This window comes from Streptomyces sp. NPDC051822, assembly GCF_044452745.1.
GTDB lineage: Bacteria > Actinomycetota > Actinomycetes > Streptomycetales > Streptomycetaceae > Streptomyces.
Genome location: NZ_JBITBZ010000001.1, coordinates 504,567 through 529,774, shown reverse-complemented (window position 1 = coordinate 529,774; position 25,208 = coordinate 504,567). Strand labels below are relative to the sequence as shown.

General features: G+C 73.1%; 25 protein-coding genes. 11 read left to right on the top strand and 14 right to left on the bottom strand.

Annotated features, from left to right (window positions below):
• Positions 1–30: 30 nt before the first annotated feature.
• On the top strand, positions 31–1,674 hold the full coding sequence (locus ACIA8N_RS02380) for an alkaline phosphatase D family protein (protein WP_365777296.1): 1,644 nt from the start codon (positions 31–33) through the stop codon (positions 1,672–1,674).
• On the opposite strand, the gene ACIA8N_RS02375 is transcribed toward ACIA8N_RS02380, so the two are convergent.
• On the bottom strand, positions 1,661–2,689 hold the full coding sequence (locus tag ACIA8N_RS02375) for a Gfo/Idh/MocA family oxidoreductase (RefSeq protein ID WP_365777294.1): 1,029 nt from the start codon (positions 2,687–2,689) through the stop codon (positions 1,661–1,663). The genes ACIA8N_RS02380 and ACIA8N_RS02375 overlap by 14 nt on opposite strands.
• 83 nt (positions 2,690–2,772) lie before the next feature.
• Between ACIA8N_RS02375 and ACIA8N_RS02370 the strand changes: the two genes are divergently transcribed.
• Both ACIA8N_RS02370 and ACIA8N_RS02365 read left to right on the top strand, forming a co-directional pair.
• Positions 2,773–4,125: a multidrug effflux MFS transporter gene (locus ACIA8N_RS02370; protein WP_365777642.1), complete on the top strand. Its 1,353-nt coding sequence runs from the start codon at positions 2,773–2,775 to the stop codon at positions 4,123–4,125.
• A gap of 124 nt (positions 4,126–4,249) precedes the next feature.
• The gene (locus tag ACIA8N_RS02365; protein ID WP_365777292.1) at positions 4,250–5,233 is read left to right on the top strand and encodes a small ribosomal subunit Rsm22 family protein; all 984 of its coding nucleotides are present in this window, start codon (positions 4,250–4,252) and stop codon (positions 5,231–5,233) included.
• Positions 5,234–5,315: 82 nt separating this feature from the next.
• On the opposite strand, the gene ddaH is transcribed toward ACIA8N_RS02365, so the two are convergent.
• Positions 5,316–6,146, bottom strand: a complete 831-nt coding sequence (ddaH, locus tag ACIA8N_RS02360; RefSeq protein WP_365777290.1) for a dimethylargininase — start codon at positions 6,144–6,146, stop codon at positions 5,316–5,318.
• 182 nt (positions 6,147–6,328) lie between these two features.
• Between ddaH and ACIA8N_RS02355 the strand changes: the two genes are divergently transcribed.
• Both ACIA8N_RS02355 and ACIA8N_RS02350 read left to right on the top strand, forming a co-directional pair.
• Positions 6,329–6,949 (top strand): TetR/AcrR family transcriptional regulator, encoded by a 621-nt coding sequence (locus ACIA8N_RS02355; RefSeq protein ID WP_365777288.1) that lies wholly within the window; start codon positions 6,329–6,331, stop codon positions 6,947–6,949.
• A gap of 113 nt (positions 6,950–7,062) precedes the next feature.
• Entirely contained in the window at positions 7,063–7,842 is a 780-nt protein-coding gene (locus ACIA8N_RS02350; RefSeq protein ID WP_365777286.1) for a bifunctional DNA primase/polymerase, read from the top strand.
• A 70-nt stretch (positions 7,843–7,912) separates the two neighbouring features.
• On the opposite strand, the gene ACIA8N_RS02345 is transcribed toward ACIA8N_RS02350, so the two are convergent.
• The 7 genes from ACIA8N_RS02345 to ACIA8N_RS02315 form a co-directional block, all read right to left on the bottom strand.
• Positions 7,913–8,947: a hypothetical protein gene (locus ACIA8N_RS02345; protein ID WP_365777284.1), complete on the bottom strand. Its 1,035-nt coding sequence runs from the start codon at positions 8,945–8,947 to the stop codon at positions 7,913–7,915.
• Positions 8,904–9,785, bottom strand: coding sequence for an iron uptake transporter permease EfeU (efeU, locus tag ACIA8N_RS02340; protein WP_365777282.1), 882 nt, complete (start codon positions 9,783–9,785; stop codon positions 8,904–8,906). Before efeU ends, ACIA8N_RS02345 begins: the two co-directional genes overlap by 44 nt.
• Before the next feature lie 30 nt (positions 9,786–9,815).
• Positions 9,816–11,069: an iron uptake transporter deferrochelatase/peroxidase subunit gene (efeB, locus tag ACIA8N_RS02335; protein ID WP_365777280.1), complete on the bottom strand. Its 1,254-nt coding sequence runs from the start codon at positions 11,067–11,069 to the stop codon at positions 9,816–9,818.
• 26 nt (positions 11,070–11,095) lie between these two features.
• A complete protein-coding gene (efeO, locus tag ACIA8N_RS02330; RefSeq protein WP_365777277.1) occupies positions 11,096–12,253 on the bottom strand; it encodes an iron uptake system protein EfeO in 1,158 nt (385 codons plus the stop codon).
• A 165-nt stretch (positions 12,254–12,418) separates the two neighbouring features.
• The gene (locus ACIA8N_RS02325) at positions 12,419–13,276 is read right to left on the bottom strand and encodes a heme ABC transporter ATP-binding protein (protein WP_365777275.1); all 858 of its coding nucleotides are present in this window, start codon (positions 13,274–13,276) and stop codon (positions 12,419–12,421) included.
• Positions 13,273–14,382 carry an iron ABC transporter permease gene (locus ACIA8N_RS02320; protein ID WP_365777272.1) on the bottom strand — a complete coding sequence of 370 codons (1,110 nt, stop codon included), beginning with the start codon at positions 14,380–14,382 and terminating at the stop codon, positions 13,273–13,275. Before ACIA8N_RS02320 ends, ACIA8N_RS02325 begins: the two co-directional genes overlap by 4 nt.
• Positions 14,379–15,413 carry an ABC transporter substrate-binding protein gene (locus tag ACIA8N_RS02315; RefSeq protein ID WP_365777270.1) on the bottom strand — a complete coding sequence of 345 codons (1,035 nt, stop codon included), beginning with the start codon at positions 15,411–15,413 and terminating at the stop codon, positions 14,379–14,381. Before ACIA8N_RS02315 ends, ACIA8N_RS02320 begins: the two co-directional genes overlap by 4 nt.
• 80 nt (positions 15,414–15,493) lie before the next feature.
• On the opposite strand from ACIA8N_RS02315, the gene ACIA8N_RS02310 reads away from it, so the two are divergent.
• The 3 genes from ACIA8N_RS02310 (at position 15,494) to ACIA8N_RS02300 (ending at position 19,361) form a co-directional block, all read left to right on the top strand.
• Positions 15,494–16,918 carry an HtaA domain-containing protein gene (locus ACIA8N_RS02310; protein ID WP_365777268.1) on the top strand — a complete coding sequence of 475 codons (1,425 nt, stop codon included), beginning with the start codon at positions 15,494–15,496 and terminating at the stop codon, positions 16,916–16,918.
• Positions 16,919–16,976: 58 nt separating this feature from the next.
• A complete protein-coding gene (locus ACIA8N_RS02305) occupies positions 16,977–18,608 on the top strand; it encodes an HtaA domain-containing protein (RefSeq protein WP_365777266.1) in 1,632 nt (543 codons plus the stop codon).
• Positions 18,609–18,692: 84 nt separating this feature from the next.
• The gene (locus ACIA8N_RS02300; RefSeq protein WP_365777264.1) at positions 18,693–19,361 is read left to right on the top strand and encodes a PhzF family phenazine biosynthesis protein; all 669 of its coding nucleotides are present in this window, start codon (positions 18,693–18,695) and stop codon (positions 19,359–19,361) included.
• Here the strand turns inward: ACIA8N_RS02300 and ACIA8N_RS02295 are convergent.
• Positions 19,351–20,001 (bottom strand): biliverdin-producing heme oxygenase, encoded by a 651-nt coding sequence (locus tag ACIA8N_RS02295; protein WP_365777262.1) that lies wholly within the window; start codon positions 19,999–20,001, stop codon positions 19,351–19,353. The genes ACIA8N_RS02300 and ACIA8N_RS02295 overlap by 11 nt on opposite strands.
• A 128-nt stretch (positions 20,002–20,129) precedes the next feature.
• Positions 20,130–20,987, bottom strand: coding sequence for a type I methionyl aminopeptidase (gene map, locus ACIA8N_RS02290; RefSeq protein ID WP_365777260.1), 858 nt, complete (start codon positions 20,985–20,987; stop codon positions 20,130–20,132).
• Positions 20,988–21,048: 61 nt separating this feature from the next.
• On the opposite strand from map, the gene ACIA8N_RS02285 reads away from it, so the two are divergent.
• Complete coding sequence (locus ACIA8N_RS02285) at positions 21,049–21,279, top strand: hypothetical protein (protein WP_365777258.1); 231 nt, start codon at positions 21,049–21,051, stop codon at positions 21,277–21,279.
• Positions 21,280–21,364: 85 nt separating this feature from the next.
• On the opposite strand, the gene ACIA8N_RS02280 is transcribed toward ACIA8N_RS02285, so the two are convergent.
• Entirely contained in the window at positions 21,365–22,648 is a 1,284-nt protein-coding gene (locus ACIA8N_RS02280; protein ID WP_365777256.1) for an MFS transporter, read from the bottom strand.
• 85 nt (positions 22,649–22,733) lie between these two features.
• Positions 22,734–23,336 carry a hypothetical protein gene (locus ACIA8N_RS02275; protein WP_365777254.1) on the bottom strand — a complete coding sequence of 201 codons (603 nt, stop codon included), beginning with the start codon at positions 23,334–23,336 and terminating at the stop codon, positions 22,734–22,736.
• Positions 23,337–23,439: 103 nt separating this feature from the next.
• Here ACIA8N_RS02275 and npdG point away from each other — a divergent pair, with 103 nt between their 5' ends.
• Both npdG and ACIA8N_RS02265 read left to right on the top strand, forming a co-directional pair.
• Entirely contained in the window at positions 23,440–24,138 is a 699-nt protein-coding gene (npdG, locus tag ACIA8N_RS02270) for an NADPH-dependent F420 reductase (RefSeq protein ID WP_365777252.1), read from the top strand.
• 77 nt (positions 24,139–24,215) lie between these two features.
• Complete coding sequence (locus ACIA8N_RS02265; RefSeq protein ID WP_030208108.1) at positions 24,216–24,401, top strand: hypothetical protein; 186 nt, start codon at positions 24,216–24,218, stop codon at positions 24,399–24,401.
• 8 nt (positions 24,402–24,409) lie between these two features.
• Here the strand turns inward: ACIA8N_RS02265 and ACIA8N_RS02260 are convergent, their stop codons facing one another.
• On the bottom strand, positions 24,410–25,204 hold the full coding sequence (locus ACIA8N_RS02260; RefSeq protein ID WP_365777250.1) for a site-2 protease family protein: 795 nt from the start codon (positions 25,202–25,204) through the stop codon (positions 24,410–24,412).
• Positions 25,205–25,208 lie beyond the last annotated feature (4 nt).

The window sequence follows — 25,208 nt, the reverse complement described above, 5'->3', positions numbered from 1 at the left end:
GAAGCGCAACATCCGTCCGGGGAGGGGCACATGACCCACGTACACGACGACGTACAGAACCACTCCGAGGAACTCCGCGCCGCGGCACGCCACTTCGGCCGCCGCCGGTTCCTCACCGTCTCGGGCGCCGCGGCCGCGCTCGCCTTCGCCACCCAGCTGCCCGCGGCGGGCGCCGCGGCCGCCGCCGAACTCGACGGCCGGCGGGTCGGCGCGTACCCGTTCACCCTGGGGGTGGCCTCCGGCGACCCCCAGCCCGGCTCCGTACTCCTGTGGACCCGGCTCGCGCCCCGCCCCTTCGAGCCCGGCGGCGGACTGCCCGCGCGCCGGGTCGGGGTCCGCTGGGAGCTCGCCCACGACGAGCGCTTCACCCGGATCGCCCGGCGCGGCCTGGCCACGGCCCACCCCGAGTTCCGCCACGCGATACACGTCGAGGTCGAGCACCTCTCCCCGGGCCGCGTGTACTTCTACCGCTTCCGCGTCGGCGACTGGACCAGCCCGGTCGGCCGCACCCGCACCGCCCCCGACCCGGGCGCCCACAACACGAGCCTCAAACTCGCCGCCGTCTCCTGCCAGGCGTACCACGACGGTTACTTCACGGCCTACCGCCACCTCGCGGACGAGGACCTCGACGTCGTCTTCCACCTCGGCGACTACCTGTACGAGTACGCCGTGAACGCCACCGGCGGCGCCCGCGCCTACACCGACCGCGTCCTCCCGGCCGTCTTCAACCGCGAGACGGTCACCCTGGAGGACTACCGGCTGCGCTACGGCCTCTACAAGTCCGACCCCGACCTGCGGGCCGCGCACGCCGCCCACCCCTTCGTCGTCACCTGGGACGACCACGAGACCGAGAACAACTACGCGGGCGGCATCCCCGAGAACGGCGTCCCGCCCGAGGAGTTCCTGCTCCGCCGCGCCTCCGCCTACCGCGCCTACTGGGAACACCAGCCCCTGCGCGCGCCCCAGCGGCCCGAGGGCCCCGACATGCGGATGTACCGGCGGCTGCGCTTCGGGCGGCTCGCCCAGTTCGACATCCTCGACACCCGCCAGTACCGCTCCGACCAGGCCTACGGGGACGGCTGGCACGTCCCGGGCCCCGTGCTCGACGACCCGGCGCGGACCCTGACCGGCGCCGAGCAGGAACGCTGGCTGCTGGCCGGCTGGCGCGCCTCGCAGGCCCGCTGGAACGTGCTGCCGCAGCAGGTGGTGTTCTCCGAGCGCCGCGACCGTCCCACCGCCGACTACACGGTCTCCATGGACGCCTGGGACGGGTACGCGGCCTCCCGGCGGCGGGTCCTCGCGGGCGCCGAGGCGGCGGGCGTCGAGAACCTGATGGTGCTCACCGGCGACGTCCACGTCGGCATCGGCCTCGACATCAAGGCCGACTTCCGCGACCCGGGCTCCAGGACCGTCGGCACCGAGATCGTCACCACCTCGATCGCCAGCGGGAAGAACGGCGCCGACCGCCCCTCCAACTACGACCGGATCACCCAGGCCAACCCGCACGTGAAGCTCTACAGCGGGCGGCGCGGCTACGTGACGGTTGCGCTCGGGACGGAGAGCGCCCGAGCCGACTTCCGTACGGTCCCGTACGTGACGGCCCCGGGCGCCCCCGTCGCCACCGCCGGCTCCCTCGTCACGGAAGCCGGCGACCCCGGTCTCAGGCCTGCGTGACGAGCGCCACCCGAGGCTCTTCCCGCCGGTCCTCCTGCGGGTAGCGGACGCCGATGCGGTCCCGTACCGCGTCGAGCGTCCGCATCACCGCGAGCGAGCCGTCGAGCGGCACGAGCGCCGACTCCGTCGCGCCCGCCCGCAGACAGCGCATCACCTCGGCGGCCTCGTGCCGCAGGGAGTGCGGATCGTCCTCGTTCACGAACTCCTCCGGCTCCTCGCCGTTGCGGTGGAGCGTGAACCGCTCGGGGAAGAAGAAGCCGCGCGGTACGTCGATCCGGCCGAGGGTGCCCGTCACGGACGCCGTCAGCGGGGTGTCCGCGACGAGCGAGCAGGACAGCAGGGCCGAGGCGCCCTTGTCCGACCAGCCGAGCAGCATGCTGGTGTTGACGTCCACGCCCAGCGGCGAGAGCAGCGCGTGCGCCTGGACGGAGTCCGGCTCACCGAGGAGCAGCTGCGCGAACGACACCGGGTACACGCCCAGGTCGAGCAGCGCACCGCCGCCCACCGCCGGGTCGAGGAGCCGGTGGTCGGCGGGGAACGGGCCCGCGAGCCCGAAGTCCGCCTGCACGGTGCGGATCTCGCCGATCGCCCCCTCGCGGACCAGCTCCACGAGCCGCCGGATGAGCGGGTTGCAGTACATCCACATGGCCTCCATGAGGAAGAGGCCACGGTCCCGGGAGAGAGTGACGAGTTCCTCCGCCTCCCCGGCGTTCAGCGTGAGAGCCTTCTCGCAGAGCACCGCCTTGCCCGCCTCCAGGGCGAGGCCGGCCGCCTCCCGGTGGGCGTGGTGCGGAGTGGCCACGTACACCACGTCGACGTCCTCGTCGGCGAAGAGCCCGGCCCACTCCCCGTACGCCCGCGGGATCCCGAACCGGTCCGCGAAGGCCTTCGCCGACGCCTCGGTGCGGGACGCCACGGCGACGACCTCCGCACCGTCGAGCGTCGTGACGTCCGTCGTGAACCGCTCCGCTATGCCGCCCGTCGCCAGGATTCCCCAGCGCACCTTCTGACTCATGTTCCCCACCCGTCCCACAGAGGTCTCGACCATGCCGATCGAGCTGAGAGCATAGGCAAGGTTTCAACGAAATGGAGCAGTCGATGCCGGAGAGCGGCCAGAAAGCAACACAAGGACACATAACCGATACCGCGCCCGAGAGCGCCGCGGGCCAGGCGAAGGCCGCCGGCACCGGGACCGCCGCCGGCACCGGCAGCGCCGCCGGCACGACCGCCGCACGACGGACCGGGCTGCTCGTCACCCTCGTGCTCGGCGGGCTCACCGCCCTCCCCCCGCTCTCCATGGACATGTACCTTCCGGCCCTGCCGGAGGTCACCGGAGCGCTGCACGCCCCCGCCGCCACCATCCAGCTCACCCTCACCGCCTGCCTCGCCGGCATGGCCCTCGGGCAGCTCGTCGTCGGCCCCATGAGCGACAAGTGGGGCCGCCGCCGCCCCCTGCTCATCGGCATGATCGTGTACGTCGTCGCCACCGCGTTCTGCGCGCTCGCGCCCACCGCCGGGCTCCTCATCGGCTTCCGGCTGCTCCAGGGCCTCGCGGGCGCCGCCGGCATCGTCATCGCCCGCGCCGTCGTCCGCGACCTGTACGACGGCGTCGAGATGGCCCGCTTCTTCTCGACCCTGATGCTGATCTCCGGCGTCGCCCCGATCATCGCGCCCCTCATCGGCGGCCAGATCATGCGGCTCACCGACTGGCGGGGCGTCTTCCACGTCCTCACCCTGATCGGCGTCCTCCTCACCGTCGTCGTCTGGCGCTTCCTCGGCGAGACCCTGCCGCCCGAGCGGCGCCACGAGGGCGGCGTCGGCGAAGCCCTGCGCACCATGAGGGGCCTGCTCGCCGACCGGGTCTTCACCGGCTACATGCTGACCGGCGGACTCGCCTTCGCGGCCCTCTTCGCCTACATCTCGGCCTCGCCGTTCGTCGTCCAGGAGATCTACGGAGCCTCCCCGCAGACCTTCAGCCTGCTCTTCGGGATCAACTCGATCGGCCTCGTCGCCGTCGGCCAGATCAACGGCAAGCTCCTCATCGGCCGCGTCAGCCTCGACAAGGCGCTCGGCTGGGGCCTCGGGACCATCCTCCTCGCCGCCCTCGCGCTGCTCCTCATGACCAGCGGCGTCTTCGGCGAGGTCGGGCTCGTGCCCGTGGCGGCCGGACTCTTCGTCCTGATGTCCGCGATGGGCCTCGCCATGCCGAACACCAACGCCCAGGCCCTGATGCGCACCCCGCACGCCGCCGGGTCCGCCTCCGCGCTCCTCGGCACCACGTCGTTCCTCGTCGGTGCCGTCGCCTCCCCGCTCGTCGGCATCGCGGGCGAGCACACGGCCGTCCCGATGGCGGTCGTCCAGCTCACCTGCGCCGTCCTGGCCGTCGCCTGCTTCCTGGGCCTGTGCCGCCCGTGGCGCACCAGCGGCAAGGCGGCGGTCGCGGGCGCCTGACGGCAGGCGACCACGGGACTGACGGCAGGCGGCCACAGACCTGACGGGGCCGGTCGGAAGCCGGGGTCTCCGGCCCGCGACCCGACGGGCCGGAGAGCGTGACCCGGCCGCCTAGACTGTCTCGGTGAACGCCTCCGCCCCCTCCGCCGACTCCCTGCGCGCCGCCCTCGCCGGGCTTCTCGAAGGGCTGCCGCCCCGCCGGGCCGCCCAGGCCGTCGAGCGGCTGATCGCCAGCTACCGGGGCACCACCCCGACGGACGCGCCCGTGCTGCGCGACCGCTCCGACGTCGCCGCGTACGCCGCGTACCGGATGCCGGCGACCTTCGAGGCGGTACGGGGCGCCCTCGGCGCGCTGTGCGCGGCCATGCCCGACTGGGAACCCCGTACCCACACGGACGTCGGCGGCGGTACGGGCGCGGCGAGCTGGGCCGTCGCCGAGGCCTGGGAGGACGCGCCGCCCCGCACCACCGTCCTCGACTGGGCGGAACCGGCCCTCGCGCTCGGCCGCGAACTCGCGGCCGGCACCCTGGACGCCGAGTGGCGCACGGCCAGGATCGGCGGCGCGCTCCGGCTCGCGGACACGGACCTCGTCACCGTCTCGTACGTCCTCAAGGAGCTGACCGAGGCCGACCGCGCGGCGCTCGTGGCCGAGGCGGCGCGCGCGGCCCGGACCGTGGTGATCGTCGAGCCCGGCACCCCCGACGGCTACGAGCGGATCATCGCCGCCCGCACCCTCCTCGTCGACGCCGGATTCACCGTCGCCGCGCCCTGCCCGCACAGCGGGGCCTGCCCGATCGAGCCGGGCACGGACTGGTGCCACTTCTCGGCCCGGGTGAGCAGGTCGTCGCTGCACCGGCAGGTGAAGGGCGGCTCGCTGCCGTACGAGGACGAGAAGTACAGCTACGTGGCGGCGACCCGCGAACCGGCCGCCCCGACGGTCTCCCGCATCACCCGCAGGCCCCAGATCCGCAAGGGCCTGGTGCTCCTCGAACTGTGCGGCCCCGAGGGGCTCGGCAGGGAGAACGTCACCAAGCGTCACGGGCCCCTGTACAAGCAGGCCCGTGACGCCGAGTGGGGCGACTCCTGGCCCCCGGACGACGAGGGCTGAGGCGACCGGCCGGCCGCAGGTCCTCGGCCGTGTCCGGAAAGTCCTGCCCTCCGGGCAGACGGCGCTACTTTCCGGACACGATCTAGGGCCGCAGCTCCTGGGTGCAGCACTTCACGCTGCCGCCGCCCTTGAGCAGTTCGCCGAGGTCCATGCCGACCGGCTCGAAGCCCCGCTCGCGCAGCGGGCCGAAGAGGCCCACCGCCGTCTGCGGGAGGAGGACGTGGAGGCCGTCGCTCACCGAGTTCAGACCGAGGGCCGCCGCGTCCGCCGCCGTCGCGATCAGGGCGTCGGGGAAGAGCCGGGCCAGCACCGCGCGGCTGCCGGGGGAGAAGGCGTCCGGGTAGTACATGATCTCGTCGCGTGCGTCGTCCAGGACGCACAGCGCGGTGTCCAGGTGGTAGTAGCGCGGGTCCACCAGTTCGAGACCGATCACCGGGCGGCCGAAGAACTCCTGCGCCTCGCCGTGGGCGAGCGGGCTGGAGCGGAAGCCGCGTCCTGCGAGGATCCAGGAGGCGGTGACGGCGAAGTCGCCCTCGCCCTCGTTCACGTGCTCCGGGACCCGCACCGCGTCGTCCGCCCAGCCGTTTCCGTGGAACCAGGCCAGGTGCGCCCCGGCCTCGGCCGCGCGCTCCGCGTGGGCGAACTTCGCGCCCAGGACCCGGCCGCCGAGGACGGTCGCACCGTTCGCCGCGAAGACCATGTCCGGCAGCGCCGGGTCGGGGGTGAGGAGCTCGACGGTGTGGCCGAACGCGCGGTAGCGGTCGCGCAGGTCCTCCCACTGGGCGAGGGCCAGCGGCAGGTCGACCGGTTTCGTGGGGTCCATCCAGGGGTTGATGGAGTACGTCACCGCGAAGTGCGTGGGTGGGCACATCAGGTAACGGCGGGGCGAGGACGAGCGCGGGGTGGGGCGCAATGAGGGCTCCTCACGGACGGGCGGACGTAAGACCGACCGGCAATCGGGGGCGGTCCGAGAACCGAAGATCGGTGGACCCCATGGTCCGCCCTCGGAGCCCCGCGCGCTGTGGACCGTTCGGGTGGTTCGGGGACCACCCGCACACGCGAGACGTGCCGTCTCGGCGCTGTTAGATTGGGGCCATGTCCGACACCAAGGCCCCCGACGCCTCCCGGCGCAGCGAGCGCTCCCGCCGTGCCATCTTCGACGCCGCCCTCGCCCTCGTCTCCGAGACCGGCTACGCCAGGACCACCATCGAGGGCATCGCCGCCCGCGCCGGCGTCGGCAAGCAGACCATCTACCGCTGGTGGCCCTCCAAGGCCGCCGTCCTCCTCGACGCCTTCCTCGACCTCGCCGCGCGGGCCAACGAAGCCCTGGGCGGCACCGCCGACAGTGAGATCCCGAACACCGGCGACCTCGCCACCGACCTCAAGTACGTCCTGCGCGCGACCGTCGACGAGATGAACGACCCCGCCTTCGACCTGCCCACCCGCGCCCTCGCCGCCGAGGGCATCGTCGACCCCGAACTCGGCGCCCGCTTCACCGAGGCCCTCCTCGAACCCCAGCTCCAGTACTACGCCCGCCGCATCGAGGCCGCCCAGGCCGCGGGCGACGTCGACCCCGACGCCGACCCCCGCATCGCCCTCGAACTGCTCGTCGGCCCCCTCCACCACCGCTGGGCGCACCGCACCCTGCCGCTCACCCACGGCTACGCCGACGCCCTCGTCGACCAGGTCCTGCGCGGGCTCGCCCCCCGCGGCTGACCCCTTACGCACACCGGTTCCCCACCCCGGTTCCACACTCCGGTCACCTGAGGCGCAGGATGGTGGGACCATGGGCAGAGCCGAACGGGCGAGCATGAGCTGTGAGGGGATAGATGGGCGACGGCATCGGCCGCTACCGCGGCACGGAGAGCAAACTCGCACAGTGGCTGCGCAGGCGCCCGAAACGCACCGCGGCCGACGACGAGAACGACCGCGAGAAGCTGCTCCTGGCCGTCGCCGCCGCAGGGTTGCCCCTGGCCCCCGCCGCGTACCCCGTCGGCTACAGCTGCTCCTGTGAGCGGATCGGCTGCCCCACCCCCGGCCGGCACCCGGTCTCCTTCGCCTGGCAGACCCAGTCGACCACCGACCGTGCCCAGATCGAGCGCTGGGCCCGCAACGAGCCCGAGGCGAACTTCGTCACCTCCACCGGCATGGTCCACGACGTCCTCGACGTACCGATGGCAGCCGGCCGGGCCGCCCTGGAGCGCCTGCTCGCCGACGGCGTCGAGGTCGGGCCCGTCGCCGAGTCCGCCGACACCGACACCTCCGGCGGGCGGATGCTCTTCTTCACCGCCACCCGCGGCACCCCCGAGGACGAGGACGAGTGGTGGCCGTGTGAGCTCGACTGCCATCCGGAGACGATGGACGAGCACCCGGGGCTGCGCTGGCACTGCCGCGGCAGCTACGTCCTCGTACCGCCCGCCCGGCTTCCCGGGGACGAGAGCGCCCATCCGGTCGTCGCCTGGCTCCGCGGCCCCGAGCACCCGCTGCCCGACCCGCTGAACCTCCTGGACACCCTCCAGGACGCCTGTGCGCGGCACGCGGCGGAGCGCGAGGCGGACGGGGACGGGGAGCACACGGCCCACGAGATCGCCTGGCCGCTGACCCGCTGATCCCCGCTGCCCCGCCGATCCAGCGGGCCGGACGACGGGGCTCCGTGCGCTCCCCGGCCTCCACGGGGTCCTACGAGCCCTGTGCGCCCACCACGCCCTGGAGCCGGCCCGTGACCGTCACCGCGTCGCGGTCCGCGCCCGCCGGCTTCACCAGGACCACCTGGTCGGACACCCATTCCTTGGTGACCGTGTTCTCGACCTCGCCGGTCAGCAGCGCCTTGACGCCCGGGTCGACCTTCGGCCGGTAGCCCGGTGCCGCCGTCTGCCGCTCGAAGTACCGCGTCGCGAAGAAGACGAGCGCGCCGCCGTCCTTCGTCCGCAGCCCGAGCGGCGCGAAGTCGCCCTGGTTCGCGGTCCGGTCGAGGTACTGGGTGGCGAGCCCCGGCCGCTTGGCCGCCTTCTGCCGCTGCTCGCGCCACGCCGTCGTGTGCGGCCCCGCCGCGAACGTCCCCGGCTGCCCGTCCTTCAGGAACGAGGCGTACTGCTCGCCGAGGTCCTCGGGCGCGACCGCGAACGCGTCGCTGTCCGCCGCGACCGGCACCGCGTACCCGTCCTCCTCGGCGAACTCCGGCACCTCGGACGGGGTGAGGATCACCAGGTGCGCGACCTCCCACAGCTGCTGCGGCCCGTTGCGGACGAAGACCAGGATCCAGCGCTGGTCCTCGGAGCCCGCGGCGTCCCGGTTGGCGTCGGTGTCCGCGAGGAACCAGCGCGGCCAGCCCGCCTTGCGGGGCAGGACGAACCGCGCGTCGGTCAGTTCGAGGGGCTGGTGATTCGGGTTGCCGCCCGGGCTCGTGACCGCCCCCGCGCGCAGGCCCGCCTGGTTGATCTCCCCGAGCGGACCGGTGACCCGGCCCGCGACGAGGGCGGGGTCGTACGCCTTGTCGGCCCGGTTGTAGGCGCTCGTGAAGTCGGCGAGGGCCTGCGCGGCCTCGGCCTTCGTCGCCGGCGGCATCAGGGCGAGCTCGCCGTGCACCGTCACACAGCCGCTCGCCGTCAGGGCGAGGGCGGTCGCGGCCGCCGTCGCCGCAAGGAGCCTCACAGGCCGTGCCGACCACCGCTCAAGCGGTCGTCCCGGCGCTCGCCCCAGCGTCAGCCTTCTCATCGGTCGCCTTCTGCTTCTTCACCCGCGCGGACGGACCCGACCCTATCGGGGCGAGGAACAGCGCGAGCGTCGGGACCAGATACAGCGCCCACACCGTGACCTGAAGGACCGTCGGGTCCGGCTGGAAGTTGAAGACGCCCTTGAGGAGCGTGCCGTACCAGCTGTCCGGCGGGATCGTCGCCGAGACGTCGAAGGCCTTGTTCGCGAGGCCGTCGAGGAAGCGGGCCTCCTGGAGGTCGTGCACGCCGTACGCGAGCACCCCCGCCGCCACCACGACCAGCATCCCGCCGGTCCACGTGAAGAACCTCGCCAGGTCGATCCTGACCGCGCCCCGGTAGAACAGCCAGCCGAGCAGCACCGCCGTGAGCAGCCCGAGGAGGACCCCGGTCAGCGGCGCGTACGAGCCGTCCGAAGAGGCGCGTACCGAGGCCCAGACGAAGAGGGCCGTCTCCAGGCCCTCGCGGCCCACCGCCAGGAAGGCGGTGGCGACGAGGGCCCCCGTACCCATCCGCAGGGCCGCGTCCAGCTTGCCGTGCAGCTCGTCCCTGAGGTGCCGGGCCGTGCGCCGCATCCAGAAGACCATCCAGGTCACGAGGACGACGGCGACGATCGAGAGCGTGCCGCCGAGCAGTTCCTGCGCCTCGAACGTCAGCTCCTGCGAGCCGAACTCGAGACCGGCGCCGAAGGCCAGGGAGACGCCGACGGCCACGCCGACGCCGATCCAGATCGGCTTCAGCGCGTCCCGCCGGCCGGTCTTCACCAGGTACGCGATGAGGATGCAGACGACCAGACTGGCCTCAAGGCCTTCGCGCAGGCCGATCAGATAGTTGCCGAACACGCCGGTTCCCTCCCTGGGGTACCTGAGGAGTCACGAGAACAGCGCACGGCCCCACCAGTCGTCCTTGTCCCGGACGCCCGGCGGGATCGCGAACAGCGCCGAACCCACGTGCTGGATGTACTCGTTGAGGACGTCGGACGCCAGCGAGGTCTGCACCGGGACGAAGCCGGTACGGACGTCCCGCTGGTACGCCAGGAAGAACAGGCCCGCGTCGAGCCGCCCGAGGCCGTCCGTGCCGTCGGTGAAGGAGTAGCCGCGCCGCAGCAGCGTCGCCCCGCCGTTGCTGTCCGGGTGGGCGAGCCGGACGTGCGCGTCGGGCTTCATCGCCTTCAGGAACGGCTCGTCGTGCTCCCTCGCCTTGCCGACGGGAGCGCCCTCGCGCTTGTCGCGGCCGAAGATGTCCTCCTGCTCGGCGAGCGGCGTGCGGTCCCAGGTCTCGACGTTCATCCGGATGCGGCGGGCGACGAGGTACGAGCCGCCGTCCATCCAGGCGGCGCCGCCCCCGGCGTCCTTGCCGGAGACCCACACGTGCTTCGCGAGCCGCTCGGTGTCGGTGCCCGCGATGTTGCGGGTGCCGTCCTTGAAGCCGAACAGGTTGCGCGGGGTCTGGGCGTCGGGGGTCGTCGACGACGTCTTGCCGAAGCCCAGCTGGGACCAGCGCACCGCGACCTTGCCGAAGCCGATCCGCGCCAGGTTCCGGATGGCGTGCACCGCGACCTGCGGGTCGTCCGCGCACGCCTGGACGCACAGGTCGCCGCCGCTGCGCGCCGGATCCAGGTTGTCGCCGGGGAACCTGGGCAGCTCCACCAGGGCCCCGGGCCGTCTGTCCTTCAGTCCGAAGCGCCCGTCGAAGAGCGTGGGGCCGAAGCCGATGGTGAGCGTGAGACGGGACGGCTTGAGGCCCAGGGCCTCGCCGGTGTCGTCGGGCGGCGCCTCCGGCAGCCCGCCGTACGCGCCGCCGCCCACCTCGGCGCCGGCCGTCATGCGCTCGGCGGCCCGTGTCCAGTCCTTGAGGAGCTGGACGAGTTCGGCGCGGTCCTCCGTCCGCACGTCGAAGGCCGCGAAGTGCAGCCTGTCCTGTACGGGGGTGGCGATGCCGGCCTGGTGCGTGCCGTGGAACGGCACGGCGGAGCCGCTGTCGGCGACCGTGACGGGGGTGTCCCCGCCGGCGGTCAGCAGGGCCGCGCCGCCGGCCGCCGCGGCGGCGAGCCCGGCACCGCCCAGGGCGATCACCGTACGGCGGGAGGGCGTCGTGGCTTCGGCTCCCCTGTCGTCCTCGGACATGTTCCCGTCCTTCCGTGAGCGCTCGGCTACTTGACGACGGCGGCGGCGAGCTTGGAGAGCGGCTCGGCCAGCGCGTTGACGCCGTCCGACAGCTCCTTGCGCCCGGCCGGGCCGACCTTGTCGTACGAGGTGAAGACGTAGCTGTTCTTGTCCGTGCGGTACGTGTCGAGCAGCGTGTTCAGCGCGGCGAACTGCTCGTCCAGTTCGGCGACGAGCTTCGCGTCGTTCTTCGCGGCGACCGGCTTGAGCAGCTCGAAGGACTTCTGCGCGCCCTCGACGTTCGCCTTGAAGTCGACGAGGTCGGTGTGGGAGTAGCGCTCCTCCTCGCCGGTGACCTTGCCGGTGGCGACCTCGTCCAGGAGTTCCTTGGCGCCGTTGGCCATGGAGGTCGGGGTGATCTCGGCCTTGCCGACCCGCTTCACCCAGTCCGCGAGGTCCTTGTCGAGGGTGTCGGCGAGGGTCTTCTCGGCGGCGCCGATCTTCTTGTCCTTCCAGAGCGCCTTCTCCAGGCGGTGCCAGCCGGTCCAGTCCTTCGCCGGGTCCTGGCCCGCTTCGAGGCCGTCCTCGCGGACGTCGACCTTGGGGTCGATGTCGCCGAAGGACTCGGCGACGGGCTCCGTGCGCTCCCAGCCGATGCGGGACTCGGCGTAGGCCTTCTTCGCGGCCTCGATGTCACCGGCGCGGACGGCGTCGGTGAACACCTTCACCTTGGGGAGGGTCGCGTCGGCCTGCGCCTGGACGTACTGGCGGTAGGCGGCGACGGCCGCGTCCATCTCGGGGGAGCGCGGGACGGCCGAGGCGCCGGCGCCGGTGGCCCTGACCTGCTGGCGGATGCCCGCGCCCGTCATGCCGGGCTTGCAGACGATCGCGTAGTCGCCCGGCTTGATCTCGGCGGTGACGGTGGCCTTGGTGCTGGGGCCGATGTTCTCGCGCTCGGTGACGATCCGGTCGTCCGGGTAGAGGACGTAGACCTCGGTGACCTTGGAGCCGCGGTTCTCGACGGCGAGCCTGAGGTGACCGGCCGGGAAGTCCTTCTTCGACACCTCGCAGGAGTCGTCCTTGGCGACGACGGTGATCGTGCCGTCCTCCCCCTTGGCGTCGCTCTTCTCGGTGCAGCCCGTGACAGCGGTCAGAGCGGCCGCGGTCGCGGCGGCGGTGACGACGGAGAGGCGGACGGCTCGCATGAGGGCTCCAGGAAGGGCGGGAACGGGGCTGAGGCGGACCTAACTTAACCGAGGCTTACCTCAGCTGAACCCGGCCGGTGGGTGATTCACCTCTCAGCCCCCAGGCCCGGACACGGGGGGATCACAGGGTGCCCACGGTCCCGCCAAGGGACAGTCAACGACTGGTCAAGCGTCCCGAATCGTCCTGTTCGGTACGACGAGGGGGACCCCGGTCCGCGGGTGCGGGAACACCTCCACGGGCTGCCGGTACACCCGGCCGAGCAGCTCCTCGTCGAGGACGTCCGGCGGCGGCCCGTCCGCCGCGACCCGGCCTCCGTGCACGATCGCGACCCGGTCGGCATGGGCCGCGGCGAGCCCCAGGTCGTGCAGCACCACCACCACCGCGGCCCCGGCCGCCGCGCGTTCCCTGCAGAGCCGCAGGACCAGTTCCTGGTGGCGCAGGTCGAGCGCGGCCGTCGGCTCGTCGAGGAGCAGCAGCCCCGTCCGCTGGGCGAGCACCCGGGCCAGGGCGACCCGGGCCCGTTCGCCGCCCGACAGTGCCAGGAAGGGGCGGGCGGCGAACTCCGTCACCTCGGCCGCCGCCATGGCCTCGACCACGGCCGCCTCGTCCTCGTCCTCCCGGTCCGTCCCCGCCCACGGGGCCCGGCCCATCCGCACCACGTCGGCGACGGGGAAGGGGAAGGACAGTACGGCCGCCTGCGGCAGCACGGCGCGGCGCAGGGCGAGTTCGGGCGCGGTCCATCCGGCGATCGGCCGGTCCCCGATCCGTACCTCCCCCGCGTCCGGGACGAGGTCCCCCGCGAGGACGCCGAGCAGCGTCGACTTGCCGGCGCCGTTCGGCCCGACGAGCGCGAGCACCTCCCCGGCCCGCACCGCGAGCCCGGCCCCGTCGAGCACCGGCCGCTGCCCGAGCGCCATCCGCGCGCCGACGACCTCCGCGACGAGGCCGCCGACCGGGACGGGAGCGGGGAGGGTGCGCGTACGACCCCTGAGACCGCCCCTTCCGAGAATGGCGCGGATCATGCCCAACCACCCTGCTTGCGACGGGTCCTGCGCAGCAGCCAGAAGAAGAACGGGCTGCCGATGAGGGCGGTGAGCACGCCCAGGGGGAGTTCGGCCGGAGCCGCGATCGTCCGGGCCGCCAGATCGCCCGCGGTGAGCGCGACCGCTCCGCCGAGCGCGCTGCCCGGGATCAGGAAGCGGTGACCGGGACCGTTCGCCATCCGCAGCACGTGCGGGACGACGAGACCGACGAAGGTGACGATCCCGGAGACCGCGACGGCCGCCGCGGTGAGCAGCGCCACGACCAGGATCAGGGCGATCCTGAGCCGTTCCACGTCCACGCCCAGGTGGCGCGCGGGCCGTTCGCCGAGCGCGAGCAGGTCGAGGCGGCGGGCGTGGAAGGGGGCGACCGCCAGACCGATCAGCGCGCAGGGCAGCACGGCGAGGACCTTGGGCCAGGTGGCCTGGGCGAGCGAGCCCAGCTGCCAGAAGGTGATCTGGCCGATCTGCGCGTCGTCGGCGAAGAAGAGGAACAGGCCGATCAGGGCGCCCGCGAAGGCGGTGACCGCGATACCGGTGAGGATCAGCGTCACCACCTCGGTCCGGCCGCCCGAGCGGGACATCGCGTAGACGAGCAGCACGGTGACGAGGCCGCCGGCGAAGGCACAGACGGACACGGTCCAGTTGCCGAAGAAGGTGATCCCGAGCACGATCGCGCCGACCGCGCCGACGGCGGCTCCCGAGGAGATGCCGATGACGCCCGGCTCGGCGAGCGGGTTGCCGAACACGCCCTGCATCAGGGCGCCCGCGCAGCCGAGCGAGGCGCCGACGAGGACGGCGAGGACGACCCGGGGGAGCCGGATGTTCCACAGGACGCTCTCGGCCGTGCGGTCGAGCGCGTGCCCGCCGAGCCCGATCCGGTGCTGCACGGAGGAGAGGACGTCACCGAGCGGGATGCCGTACGCCCCGGTCCCGGCGGAGAGCAGCGCGAGCAGGAGCAGGGCGGCGAGCAGACCCGCGGTGAGGAGGGTGGCGGTGGGGCGGCGCCGTGGGGTCTCCGGGCTCTCCGGGTTCTCCGGGTTCTCCGGGCTCTCCGCGGCCTCCGGAGTCCTCTGGAGCGCCGTCACTTCCTCTCCCCGTACAACTGGCCGACCAGGGACTTCAGCACCTGGTCGGTGCGCGGGCCGTAGTTGAGGAGGACGCCGTCGTCGACGGTGACGACCCGGCGGTCGGCGCCCGCCGGGGTCTCCGCGACGCCCGGGACCTTCACCAGGCCGTCGATCCCGCCGACGGAGGCGAGGCCCTTGCTCATGACGAGGATCGCGTCGGGCGCGGCCTTGGCCAGGGCCTCGCTGGTGATCGGGGTGAAGTCCTTCGTCAGGCCCGACTCCTTGCCCGCGTCGACCGCTCCCGCCGCTTCGAGGAGGGAGCTCGCGCCGGACCCGGCCCCGCCGAGGAGGTAGACGGCGGCCGAGCCGCGTACGTACAGGAACGCCACCCGGGGCTTCTCCTCGCGGGCCGGGATCCCCTTCCGTACGGCGTCGATCCGTTCCCGGGTGCGCTTCCCGAGCGCCGCGCCGGCGTCCGGTACGCCGAGGGCGGCGGCGACGGCGTCGATCCGGGTGCCGACGTCGGCGAGTCCCTTCGCGGGCTTCACGACCACGACGGGGACGCCCGCGTCCCGGATCTGGGCGACGGCTTCGGCGGGTCCCGTGGTGCTCTCGGCGAGGACGAGGGTGGGCCGGAGCGAGAGCACGCTCTCGGCGGAGACGTCATGGGCGCGGGTCACCACCGGGAGGTCCGCGGCCTGTTCGAAGGTGGCGGTGATGTCGCGGGCGACGACCCGGCCGCCGAGACCGAGGGTGAAGACGATCTCGCTGAGGCTGCCGCTGAGCGGCACGATCCGCTCGGTGGACGTGACGGTGACCGTGCGTCCTCCGGCCGAGGGGACGGTGACGGGCAGTCGGGGCGAGGCCGGGGCGGCGAGCGGCTCGACCCGGTCGGGGGCGGCGGCGGTTCCGGTGGCGGCGCCGGCGGGGCGTGCGCCGCCGCTGCCTCCTCCGCCGGGGCCGCCCCCGCTTCCGTCACCGCAGCCGGTCGCCGCTAGGGCGAGGGCGAGCACTGCTGTCAGCGCTCCCGCGAGGCGAGTTCTGCGCACCGGACACCGTCCTGTCGTTCGTTTCCTTCGATGTAGCTTAGGTTAGCCTTACCTCACTAGCCAGCCCTTGGAGGGGTTCCATGCCGCTGTCCAGACCTGTCCGCGCGCTCGCCGTGACCCTGTTCGCGGCCCTGCTCGCCGCCCTCGTCCCGGCCGGTGCCGCCCACGCGGAGAGCCGCACGGTGCAGGGCGGACGGCTGGACTGGGGCATCAAGTCCTCCTTCCAGAGCTACGTCACCGGGCCCATCGCGCAAGGGAGTTACGGCCTCACCGGCGGAGCCGCCACCGTCGGCGGCAGCCAGTTCCGCTTCCACTCCGCGCAGGGCTCGTACGACCCGGACGGCGGCGCCTTCGAAGCCGCCTTCTCCGGCGGCGTCCGCTTCACCGGCCACCGCAAGGCGGACGGCACCGACGAGCTCGACCTCACCATCAGCCGCCCCCGGGTCCGGATCCAGGGCGGACAAGGCACCCTCTACGCCGACATGGCGAGCAAGGCCAAGGGCAGCGGCAAGGTGACCGTCACCGCCCGGGTGCCGCTCGCCACCCTGGACCTCGGCGGCATCGACATGCGCGGCGGCGGCAGCCCCGTCTCGCTCGCGGGAGTACCCGCCACCCTCACCGCGCAGGGCGCCACCGCCTTCGCCGGCTACTACCCGGCCGGCACCCCGCTCGACCCCGTCTCCCTCACGGTCGACGTCAAGTCGCCTCGGCAGGGGCCGGCTTCAGCGCTGCCGGGCGCCGAACCGACCGCCAAGCCCGCCGCGACCCCCTCGGCCACCGCGGACGCCACCCTCGGAGGCCTGCGCGCCGCGGCCGTCGACTGGGGCGTGCGCCGCACCTTCCGCGAGTACGTCACCGGCGCCGTCTCCCAGGGGAAGTGGACCCTCGCGGGCGGCGCCCAGGACGGCGGTGCGCTCTTCCGTTTCCCGAGCGGCAAGGGCACGTACGACCCGGAGAAGGGCACCCTGGACGCCGCGTTCGCGGGCGGCGTCCGCTTCACCGGCGCCCACCTGGACCTCACGCTCGACCGGATCACCGTGAAGGTGAGCGGCGGCACCGGCACCCTCGGCGCCGACGTGACCAGCGCGGGGAAGACCGAGAAGGCCGTCCCCCTCGTCACCTTCGCCGCCCCGGACCTCACCCCGAAGCACGGCCTCGCCGCCGTCCGCGAGGCCCCCGCCACCCTCACCGAAGGCGGCGCCAAGGCCTTCGGCGGGATGTACAGGGCCGGGACCGCGATGGACCCGGTGTCCCTGGCCGTCGCCGTCGACACCAAGGCCCAGCTGCCCCCGCTCCCGGACCTCGGCAGCGCGACCACGCCGTCCGCCGCCCCGTCGAAGCGGGCCACCGCCTCCGCCGTGACCACCGCGACCACCGCGACCGCCGCGACCTCCGGCTCCTCCACCGGCGTGTACCTCGCGATCGGCGCCTGCGTGCTCCTCGTCGCCGTGCTCGCGGTCCTCACCGCGGTACGCCGTCGCCGTACCGGCACCCCCACGCACTGACACTCCCCGCGCGCACCCCCCCCGTCGCGCCCGCGTCCCCCCTAGGAGAACCACCGCCATGGCCACGCCCTCGCGCCGTTCCGTCACCCTGGCCGCCGCCGTCACCACGGCCGCCGCCCTCGGTACGGGCGCCCTCGTCCTCGCCCTCCCCGCCGCCGCCGACACCGCCTCGCCGCCCCCGATGACGCTCAGCGACGGCACCCTCGACTGGGGCATCAAGCAGTCCTTCCGCTCGTACCTGGCGCAGCCCTTCGCCCACGGGAGGACCACTGTCGACGGCGGTGCCACCCAGGCCGCGAACCACGGGGTCTTCACCTTCGTCGACGGCACCGGCACCTACGACACGACCACCCACGGCACCGCCAACTCCTTCAAGGGCGGCGTCCGCTTCGAGGCCCACGCGGGCGTCCTCGACATCCGGATCTCGGACGTCAGGCTGTCCACGAAGGGCTCGGCGGCGCCGACCGGTGAGATCACCGCCGACGTCGTCACCAAGGAGAAGGACGGCTCCTTCAGCACCCGCCAGGACATCGCCTTCGCCGCCCTCGACATGACCGGCGTCCGGCCGGCCCAGGGCGCGGGCGGCGCCATGGTGTTCAAGGACATACCGGCGAAGCTGACGAAGGACGGCGCGGCGGCGTTCGCGGGCTTCTACAAGGAGGGCGACGCGCTCGACGCCGCCACGCTCACGGTGAAGGCCGGCGGCAGGCCGACCACCGCGCCCCCGACGACCGCCCCGCCCACGACCCCGCCGCCGACCACCGCCCCTCCGACGACCGCCCCTCCGACGACCGCCCCTCCGACGACCGCCCCTCCCACGACGGCGCCCCCGACCACCCCGCCCGCCACCACGGCGCCGCCGACCACCGCGCCGACGAGCCCCGCCCCCACCGCCACCACTCCAGCCGGTGTCGTCGACGGCAGGCTGACCTGGGGGGTGAAGCAGAGCTGGCAGAACTACATCCGCGACCTCTGCGGCGGCACGGTCACCCCCTCCGGCGGCGTGACGAGGAACGGCTCGTCCTACGAGTTCGGCTACGCCAAGGCGGACCTCGACGCCGACGCCCGCAAGCTGGACGCGGCCTTCACCGGCAAGCTCGCCTTCGTCTGCGCCGCGCACGGTATCGACTGGACCATCGGCGACGTGAAGGTGAAGGCGACGGGGTCCACCGGCACCCTGACCGCCGACGTCACCACCGCCACCGGCACCAGCAACGACGTGGCCTTCGCCGACCTGGACCTGTCGAAGGCCGACTGGACGGCCCGCGGAGGGGTCGTCACCCTCGCGAACCTCCCGGCGAAGCTGACGACGGCCGGGTCCGCGACCTTCACCGCCCCTGGCGGCCAGGGCGGTTACCCCGCCGGCACCGTCATGGACCCGCTGACCGTGACCCTGTCGGCCGACGAGGACGCCCCGCTGCCCACCGCCTCCGGCGGCCCGTCCACGACGGGCGGCTCCGGCGCCACCGGCGGAGCCGGTACGGCCGACGGCTCGTCCACCACGGGCGGCGGCGGAACCGTCGGAGGCGCGGGCACGGTCGGCGGCTCCGGTACGGCCGGCGGCTCCGCCGCCCTCGCCGCCACCGGCTCCGGCACCCCGACCGGCCTCCTGCTCGGTGCCTCCGGGCTGCTCGCCGCCGCGGGCGCGGCCGTCGTCGTCGCCGTACGCCGCCGCGCGACGGAGTCCTGAGCCGCCACCCCGACACACAGGGCCGCACCCCGGAAACGGCGGTGCGGCCCTGCCGCCATGTCGTGGAATGGTTCAATTCCTGCCATGAACACGACCGCCACTGACATCGACGTGCTCCGGGTCTTCTGCGCGGGCGACGGCCGGTACGGCAACGCGCTCGGAGTCGTACGGGACGCCCGTACCCACCCCGACGAGTCCTCCCGGCAGGCGCTCGCCAAGGAACTCGGATTCAGCGAGACGGTGTTCGTGGACGACCCGGAGCGCGGGATCGTCGACATCTACACCCCCGGCCTGCGGCTGCCGTTCGCCGGACACCCGCTCGTCGGCACCGCCTGGCTGCTCGACCTGGAGGTCGTGTGCCCGCCCGCCGGCGAGGTGTGGGTGCGTGGCGACGGGGAGTTCACCTGGATCGAGGCGCGCGCGGAGTGGGCGCCGTCGCGGACCCTGCGCCAGTACGGCACGGCGGCCGAGGTGGACGCCCTGGACGTGCCCGAGCCGGGGGAGTGGATCTACGCCTGGGCGTGGGAGGAGGAGGCCGCGGGCCGCGTCAGGGCGCGGGCGTTCCCGGGGCGCGGCGACGGCATCGACGAGGACGAGGCGACCGGCGCGGCGGCCCTGCTGCTCACGGCGGAGCTCGGCCGGGCCCTGAACATCACGCAGGGCCGGGGGTCGCAGCTGCTCACCGCCCCCGGCCCTGACGGCATCGTGGAGTTGGGCGGACGGGTCCGCCTGGAAGGAACGCTCACGCGCTGAGCGGGAACTCGCCCCCCAGCTGGTGGAAGACGGCGCTGTTGAAGTCGAAGGCGCGCTTGCACTCGTCGACGATCCGCTGCTTCTCCAGGTCGTCGGCCTTCACCCCGTCGAGCAGTTCCCGGTACGCCCGCTTGAACGCGGCCGGGTTGGAGATCTCGTCGAAGACGTAGAAGCGGACGCCGTCGCCCTTGCGGTCGAAGCCCCAGGTGCGCTCCGCCTTGTCGCGGATGATCTGACCGCCCGACAGGTCGCCCAGATAGCGCGTGTAGTGATGGGCCACGTACCCGGCCGGCCAGTCGCGCGCGCACTCCGCGACCCGCTCGGCGTACGCCGCGGTGGCGGGCAGCGGGGAGAGCCCGGCGCGCCAGCCGGGGCCCCGCAGATGCGCGAGGTCCTGTTCGAGGGCGGCCGTGCGGAACAGCTCGGGCTGTATGAACGGCCCGGCCACCGGGTCCTCGCGGAGCGCCTCCGCGCCCTCCTCCAGGGCGCGGTACACGAACCAGAGCTGCTCCGTGTAGCGCGCGTACGCGTCGACCGCCAGACGTCCACCCAGCAGGTCACCCATGAAGGACGACGTCTCCGCCTCGGTGTGCTGCTCGTGCGAAGCCGTACGGATCAGGGTGGAGAAGGGGGTGTCCAAGGCGTGCCTCCGAGGCCGATGGGACGGGAACCAGTGACGATCCTGCCAAGTTAGGCTTACCTAAGTCAACTGGTTCCCGACGTCCTGTCGGTAAAAAGCTACCCATCCGGAGGGACGGCGCAACGTACTCAGGGCAAGGTGAGGATTTCGGCCCCGTTCTCCGTCACGACGAGCGTGTGCTCGAACTGCGCGGTCCGCTTCCGGTCCTTGGTGACCACGGTCCAGCCGTCGTCCCACATGTCGTAGTCGTGCGTGCCGAGTGTCAGCATCGGCTCGATGGTGAAGGTCATGCCGGTCTTGATCTCGGTGGTGTGGTGGGGCGAGTCGTAGTGCGGGACGATCAGACCCGAGTGGAAGGACGAGTTGATGCCGTGCCCGGTGAAGTCACGGACGACGCCGTATCCGAACCGCTTGGCGTACGACTCGATGACCCGCCCGATGATGTTGATCTGACGGCCGGGACGCACCGACTTGATGGCCCGGTTCAGGGCCTCCCTGGTCCGCTCGACGAGCAGCCGCGACTCCTCGTCGACGTCACCGCAGAGATAGGTGGCGTTGTTGTCGCCGTGGACGCCGTTGATGTACGCCGTGACGTCCAGGTTCACGATGTCGCCGTCCCGCAGCACCGTGGAGTCCGGGATGCCGTGGCAGATGACCTCGTTGACCGAGGTGCACAGCGACTTCGGGAACCCGCGGTAGCCGAGTGTGGACGGGTAGGCGCCGTGGTCGCACATGAACTCGTGCGCGACCCGGTCGAGCTCGTCGGTGGTGACACCGGGGGCGATGTGCTTGGCGGCCTCCTCCATCGCCTGCGCGGCGATGCGGCTGGCGATCCGCATCCGCTCGATGGTGTCGGAATCCTGCACCTCGGGCCCGGTGTACGGGGCCGGGGCGGGCTTCCCGACGTACTCGGGGCGGCGGATGGAGCCCGGAACGGAACGATGGGGGGAGAGCTCCCCCGGTACGAGAAGCGACTGGCCAGACATGACAGCGAGTCTAACGACCGGGTCTGGGGCAGCATGGTCTCGGAGGAAGGAGCCGACGACGATGGCCCTGTTCAAGAAGCGCACCGTGGGCAAACCGGGCGAGTGGTACTACTGCCTGGAACACAAGAAGGTCGAAGAGGGCCCCGAGTGCCCTGCGAAGAACCGTTTCGGCCCGTACACCACCCGTGAGGAGGCCTCGCACGCCATGGAGACCGCCCGCGAGCGGAACCTGGAGTGGGAGACCGACCCCCGCTGGCACGACAAGAGCGGGACGCAGGAGCCGCCCGACTGACGCCTGTCCGGCGGATCATGGCCGGGTCCGACCCTGATCCGTCGGACAGGCCTAGGAGAGCGACCGGCCAGGAGGCCGCCCGGTGCTACCGGGCGGCCTCCTGCTGGGCCTTGCGGCGCAGCGAGTCCTCGTCCGTCTCCGAGTCGTACGTGAGCAGCTTCGGCAGCGCCAGGCACAGCAGCCCCACCGAGGCGACACAGGCCACGCCACCCGACCAGACCGCCGCCCGTGTGCCGGTCCAGCCGGCCATCGCGCCCGCCCTGACCTGGCCCAGCTGCGGGCCGACGCTGTACGAGAGCACCTCGATGCCGGCGAGCCGGCCGCGCAGCTCCTCGGGGATCGTCTGGTTCCAGATCGTGGCGCGGCCCAGCCCGCTCAGCATGTCCCCGGCCCCCGCGAAGGCCAGACAGAGCAGGACCAGCCAGATGTTCCCGAACCAGCCCGCCGCCGCGATGGCGAGACCCCAGCCCGCCGCGCCGCCGGCGACGAGCAGCCCATGCCGCCGCACCTTCGACGTCCAGCCGCTGGTCAGCCCGATGGCCAGGGAGCCGACCGAGCCCGCCGCGTACATCAGACCGAGCGACCAGTCCGCGTCCAGCTCGTCCGCGAGGAACGGGAAGATCGTGTTCGGGAAAGCGAAGAACATCGCAGCCAGGTCGATCGCGTACGTGCCGAGCAGCACCGGCCGCGACCAGGCGTACCGCGCCCCCTCCGCGATGCCCCGCAGCGAGGGCTTCTCCGCGTCGTGCGCGGGCGGCGCGGGGGAGAGGCGGCGGCACAGGAGCACCGAGGCGGCGAAACCGGCGATCGTCACCCCGTACGCGGGCGCGTGACCCGCGTACGCCACGACCAGACCCGCCAGGGCCGGGCCCGCGATCGAGCCGATCTGCCAGCGCAGCGAGTTCAGCGCGGCCGCCGCCGTCTGCTGCTCGTGCGGCACGATCCGGGCCAGCAGCGAGTCCAGGGCCGGCCGCTGGAGCCCCGCGAGCGCCGAGACCCCCGCCGCCACCACGTACAGCGGCCAGAGCATCGGCTCCGGGAGCAGCGCGTTGACCAGCAGGATCAGGCCGAGGACCCCGAGGCCCGCCTCGGTCGCCAGAATCACCTTCCGCCGGTCGACCGCGTCGGCGAGCGCCCCGCCGTACAGGCCGAACACCACGAGCGGCACCAGCTCGACCGCGCCCATCGCGCCGACGGCGAGCGGCGACCCCGTCATCTCCTTGATCTGCAGCGGCAGGGCGATCATCGCCATCGCGCTGCTGAAGTACGTGACGAGTCCCTGGACCCAGAGGAGCCGGAAGTCGGGGGAGGAGCGCCACGGCGCCAGATCGGGCAGCAGGGCGGAGATCTTCGCGAGGGGGGAGGCCACGAGGGGACATGCTGCGGCGGGAATGTGCCGCGGGCAACCGAATTACGGGCGGGCGGCTCCCGGGTGCCGTGCCCCCCGTCCCCGCCTACCAGCGGGACGGCGGCGGGGCCGTCAGGCGGTCCGCGAGAGCCGAGAGGCGGTCCCGGAAGCGACGGGCCCCGCGCGGCGCCGGCAGGCTGTTCTCCCCGGCCGCCGCGCTCACCAGGTGCTGCACCGTGTCCAGGTCCACCCCCGCCCCCTCCGGCACGGTGAGCGTCTCGTGCGCGAGCCCCCGCACCTCCTCGTCGCCCCCGTCGAGCGACAGCACCGTCGCCCCCGCCCGCCGGGCGTCGTGCACCCGCTGGAGCAGCCCCGGATCCGGCCGCTCCGGCGCCACCATGAGCAGCGTCGCCCCGCGCCCCGCCGCCTCGATCCGGCCCAGGCCGACCGCCAGATGCGCCGGATCACCTGGCCGCACCCGGTGGCGCACAAGCGTCGGCGCCAGTTCCGGCAGCCCCGACCAGGCGGACTCGTCGACCAGGTGCGCCGCCAGGTGCCAGGGCTCGTACTCCTCCGTGCCGACCAGGAGCAGCCCGTCCCGGTGCGGGACGAGCGAGGACCGGAGCGTGCCCGCGAACCGGCGGGCCGCCCGCGGCCACTCCGTCCCGGCGAGCACTTCCCGCAGCAACGCGACCCGTACGGCATCCATGGGCCCGCATTTTGCACCAGCCGGCGCCCGGCCCGCGGCCGGTTGCCAGGGTTCCACCCGTACGGGAGTACCGACGGCCCGACCGGTCGGTAATGTCGGGGCCATGACTACGACTGACAGCAAGCCCGCCCCCAAGGACCCGTGGGACCTCCCCGACGTCTCCGGTCTCGTCGTCGGCGTCCTCGGCGGCACCGGCGAGCAGGGCCGCGGCCTCGCCTACCGCCTCGCCAAGGCCGGCCAGCAGGTGATCATCGGCTCCCGCGCCGCCGACCGCGCGCAGGACGTGGCCGCGGGGATCGGCCACGGAGTCGAGGGCGCCGACAACGCCGAGTGCGCCCGCCGCAGCGACATCGTGATCGTCGCCGTGCCGTGGGACGGCCACGCCAAGACCCTGGAGTCGCTGCGCGCGGAACTCGCGGGCAAGCTCGTCGTCGACTGCGTCAACCCGCTCGGCTTCGACAAGAAGGGCGCCTACGCGCTCAAGCCGGAGGAGGGCTCCGCCGCCGAGCAGGCCGCCGCGCTCCTCCCGGACTCCCGGGTGGCCGCCGCCTTCCACCACCTCTCGGCCGTCCTCCTCCAGGACACCTCCCTGGAGGAGATCGACACGGACGTGATGGTCCTCGGCGAGGAGCGCGCCGACGTCGAGCTGGTGCAGGCCCTCGCCGGCCGCATCCCCGGCATGCGCGGCGTCTTCGCCGGCCGGCTGCGCAACGCCCACCAGGTCGAGTCGCTCGTCGCCAACCTGATCTCGGTCAACCGCCGCTACAAGGCCCACGCGGGGCTGCGGGTCACCGACATCTGAGCCGGTCCCGGCGGAGCCGAGGGCATGGGGGACACTGGACGGGCACCAGCAGCCGTACCGGACAGGAGCCGACCCCCATGCCCCGCCTCGCCCTCTACGCCCTCGTGGTCTGCGCGCTCGCCGTCACCGCGGCCGTCGTCTCCTTCGTCGAGGGCAGCTTCCTCGGCATCGTCTGGGTCCTGCTCGCCGGCCTCTCCTCCAACATGGCCTGGTACCACATCCGCCGCGCCAAGATCGAGAAGACGGCCGCCGCCGAGGGCTGAACCCGCCGTCAGACCTGGCAGAGCTCCGGCGTCTCCTGCCAGAACCGGAACAGCTGCGAACCGCAGTACCGGGTGGCCTCCGGCACCCCGAGCGACCGCATCAGCGCGTCGATCGCGTCGAAGAAGGCCCCGTTGACCGCCGGCACGAACAGCAGCGCGATCACGATGAAGAAGCCGTACGGCGCGTACGGCTCGATCTGCCGCTTCACCTTGTACGACAGCCAGGGCTCGAGCACCCCGTAGCCGTCGAGCCCCGGCACCGGAAGGAAGTTCAGGAGCGCCGCGGTCACCTGGAGGAACGCCAGGAAGGCCAGCGCGAACTGGAACGCGAGCGGCACCCCGTCCAGGGCGTCGAGCCAGAACGGGGCCGTGCAGACCAGGGCGAACAGCACGTTCGCCAGCGGGCCCGCCGCCGAGATCAGGCTGTGCTTCCAGCGGCCCCTGATCCGGCCCTGGTCGATGAAGACCGCGCCGCCCGGCAGACCGATCCCGCCCATGATCACGAACAGCACCGGAAGCACGATGCTCAGGAGGGCATGGGTGTACGCGAGCGGGTTCAGGGTCAGATAGCCCTTCGCCCCGACCGTGATGTCGCCGCCGTGCAGGGCCGTACGGGCGTGGGCGTACTCGTGCAGACAGAGCGACACGACCCACGCCGAGGTCACGAAGAGGAACACCGCCAGGCCGGGCGAGGCGGCGAAGTCCGTCCACACCGCCCAGCCGGTGACGGCCATGACGGCGAGGATCGCCAGGAAGACGGGACTGATCCGCCGTTCGTGACGCCGGGTGGTGGCCGTGGTCATCTCG

What these genes read in the sequence shown, in the direction of transcription:
- ACIA8N_RS02380 (WP_365777296.1), top strand. Translation starts at nt 31, where the DNA reads ATGACCCACGTACACGACGACGTACAGAACCACTCCGAGGAACTCCGC.
- ACIA8N_RS02375 (WP_365777294.1), bottom strand. Translation starts at nt 2,689, where the DNA reads ATGAGTCAGAAGGTGCGCTGGGGAATCCTGGCGACGGGCGGCATAGCG.
- ACIA8N_RS02370 (WP_365777642.1), top strand. Translation starts at nt 2,773, where the DNA reads ATGCCGGAGAGCGGCCAGAAAGCAACACAAGGACACATAACCGATACC.
- ACIA8N_RS02355 (WP_365777288.1), top strand. Translation starts at nt 6,329, where the DNA reads ATGTCCGACACCAAGGCCCCCGACGCCTCCCGGCGCAGCGAGCGCTCC.
- ACIA8N_RS02350 (WP_365777286.1), top strand. Translation starts at nt 7,063, where the DNA reads ATGGGCGACGGCATCGGCCGCTACCGCGGCACGGAGAGCAAACTCGCA.
- ACIA8N_RS02345 (WP_365777284.1), bottom strand. Translation starts at nt 8,947, where the DNA reads ATGAGAAGGCTGACGCTGGGGCGAGCGCCGGGACGACCGCTTGAGCGG.
- efeB (WP_365777280.1), bottom strand. Translation starts at nt 11,069, where the DNA reads ATGTCCGAGGACGACAGGGGAGCCGAAGCCACGACGCCCTCCCGCCGT.
- efeO (WP_365777277.1), bottom strand. Translation starts at nt 12,253, where the DNA reads ATGCGAGCCGTCCGCCTCTCCGTCGTCACCGCCGCCGCGACCGCGGCC.
- ACIA8N_RS02325 (WP_365777275.1), bottom strand. Translation starts at nt 13,276, where the DNA reads ATGATCCGCGCCATTCTCGGAAGGGGCGGTCTCAGGGGTCGTACGCGC.
- ACIA8N_RS02310 (WP_365777268.1), top strand. Translation starts at nt 15,494, where the DNA reads ATGCCGCTGTCCAGACCTGTCCGCGCGCTCGCCGTGACCCTGTTCGCG.
- ACIA8N_RS02305 (WP_365777266.1), top strand. Translation starts at nt 16,977, where the DNA reads ATGGCCACGCCCTCGCGCCGTTCCGTCACCCTGGCCGCCGCCGTCACC.
- ACIA8N_RS02300 (WP_365777264.1), top strand. Translation starts at nt 18,693, where the DNA reads ATGAACACGACCGCCACTGACATCGACGTGCTCCGGGTCTTCTGCGCG.
- map (WP_365777260.1), bottom strand. Translation starts at nt 20,987, where the DNA reads ATGTCTGGCCAGTCGCTTCTCGTACCGGGGGAGCTCTCCCCCCATCGT.
- ACIA8N_RS02285 (WP_365777258.1), top strand. Translation starts at nt 21,049, where the DNA reads ATGGCCCTGTTCAAGAAGCGCACCGTGGGCAAACCGGGCGAGTGGTAC.
- ACIA8N_RS02275 (WP_365777254.1), bottom strand. Translation starts at nt 23,336, where the DNA reads ATGGATGCCGTACGGGTCGCGTTGCTGCGGGAAGTGCTCGCCGGGACG.
- npdG (WP_365777252.1), top strand. Translation starts at nt 23,440, where the DNA reads ATGACTACGACTGACAGCAAGCCCGCCCCCAAGGACCCGTGGGACCTC.
- ACIA8N_RS02265 (WP_030208108.1), top strand. Translation starts at nt 24,216, where the DNA reads ATGCCCCGCCTCGCCCTCTACGCCCTCGTGGTCTGCGCGCTCGCCGTC.
- ACIA8N_RS02260 (WP_365777250.1), bottom strand. Translation starts at nt 25,204, where the DNA reads ATGACCACGGCCACCACCCGGCGTCACGAACGGCGGATCAGTCCCGTC.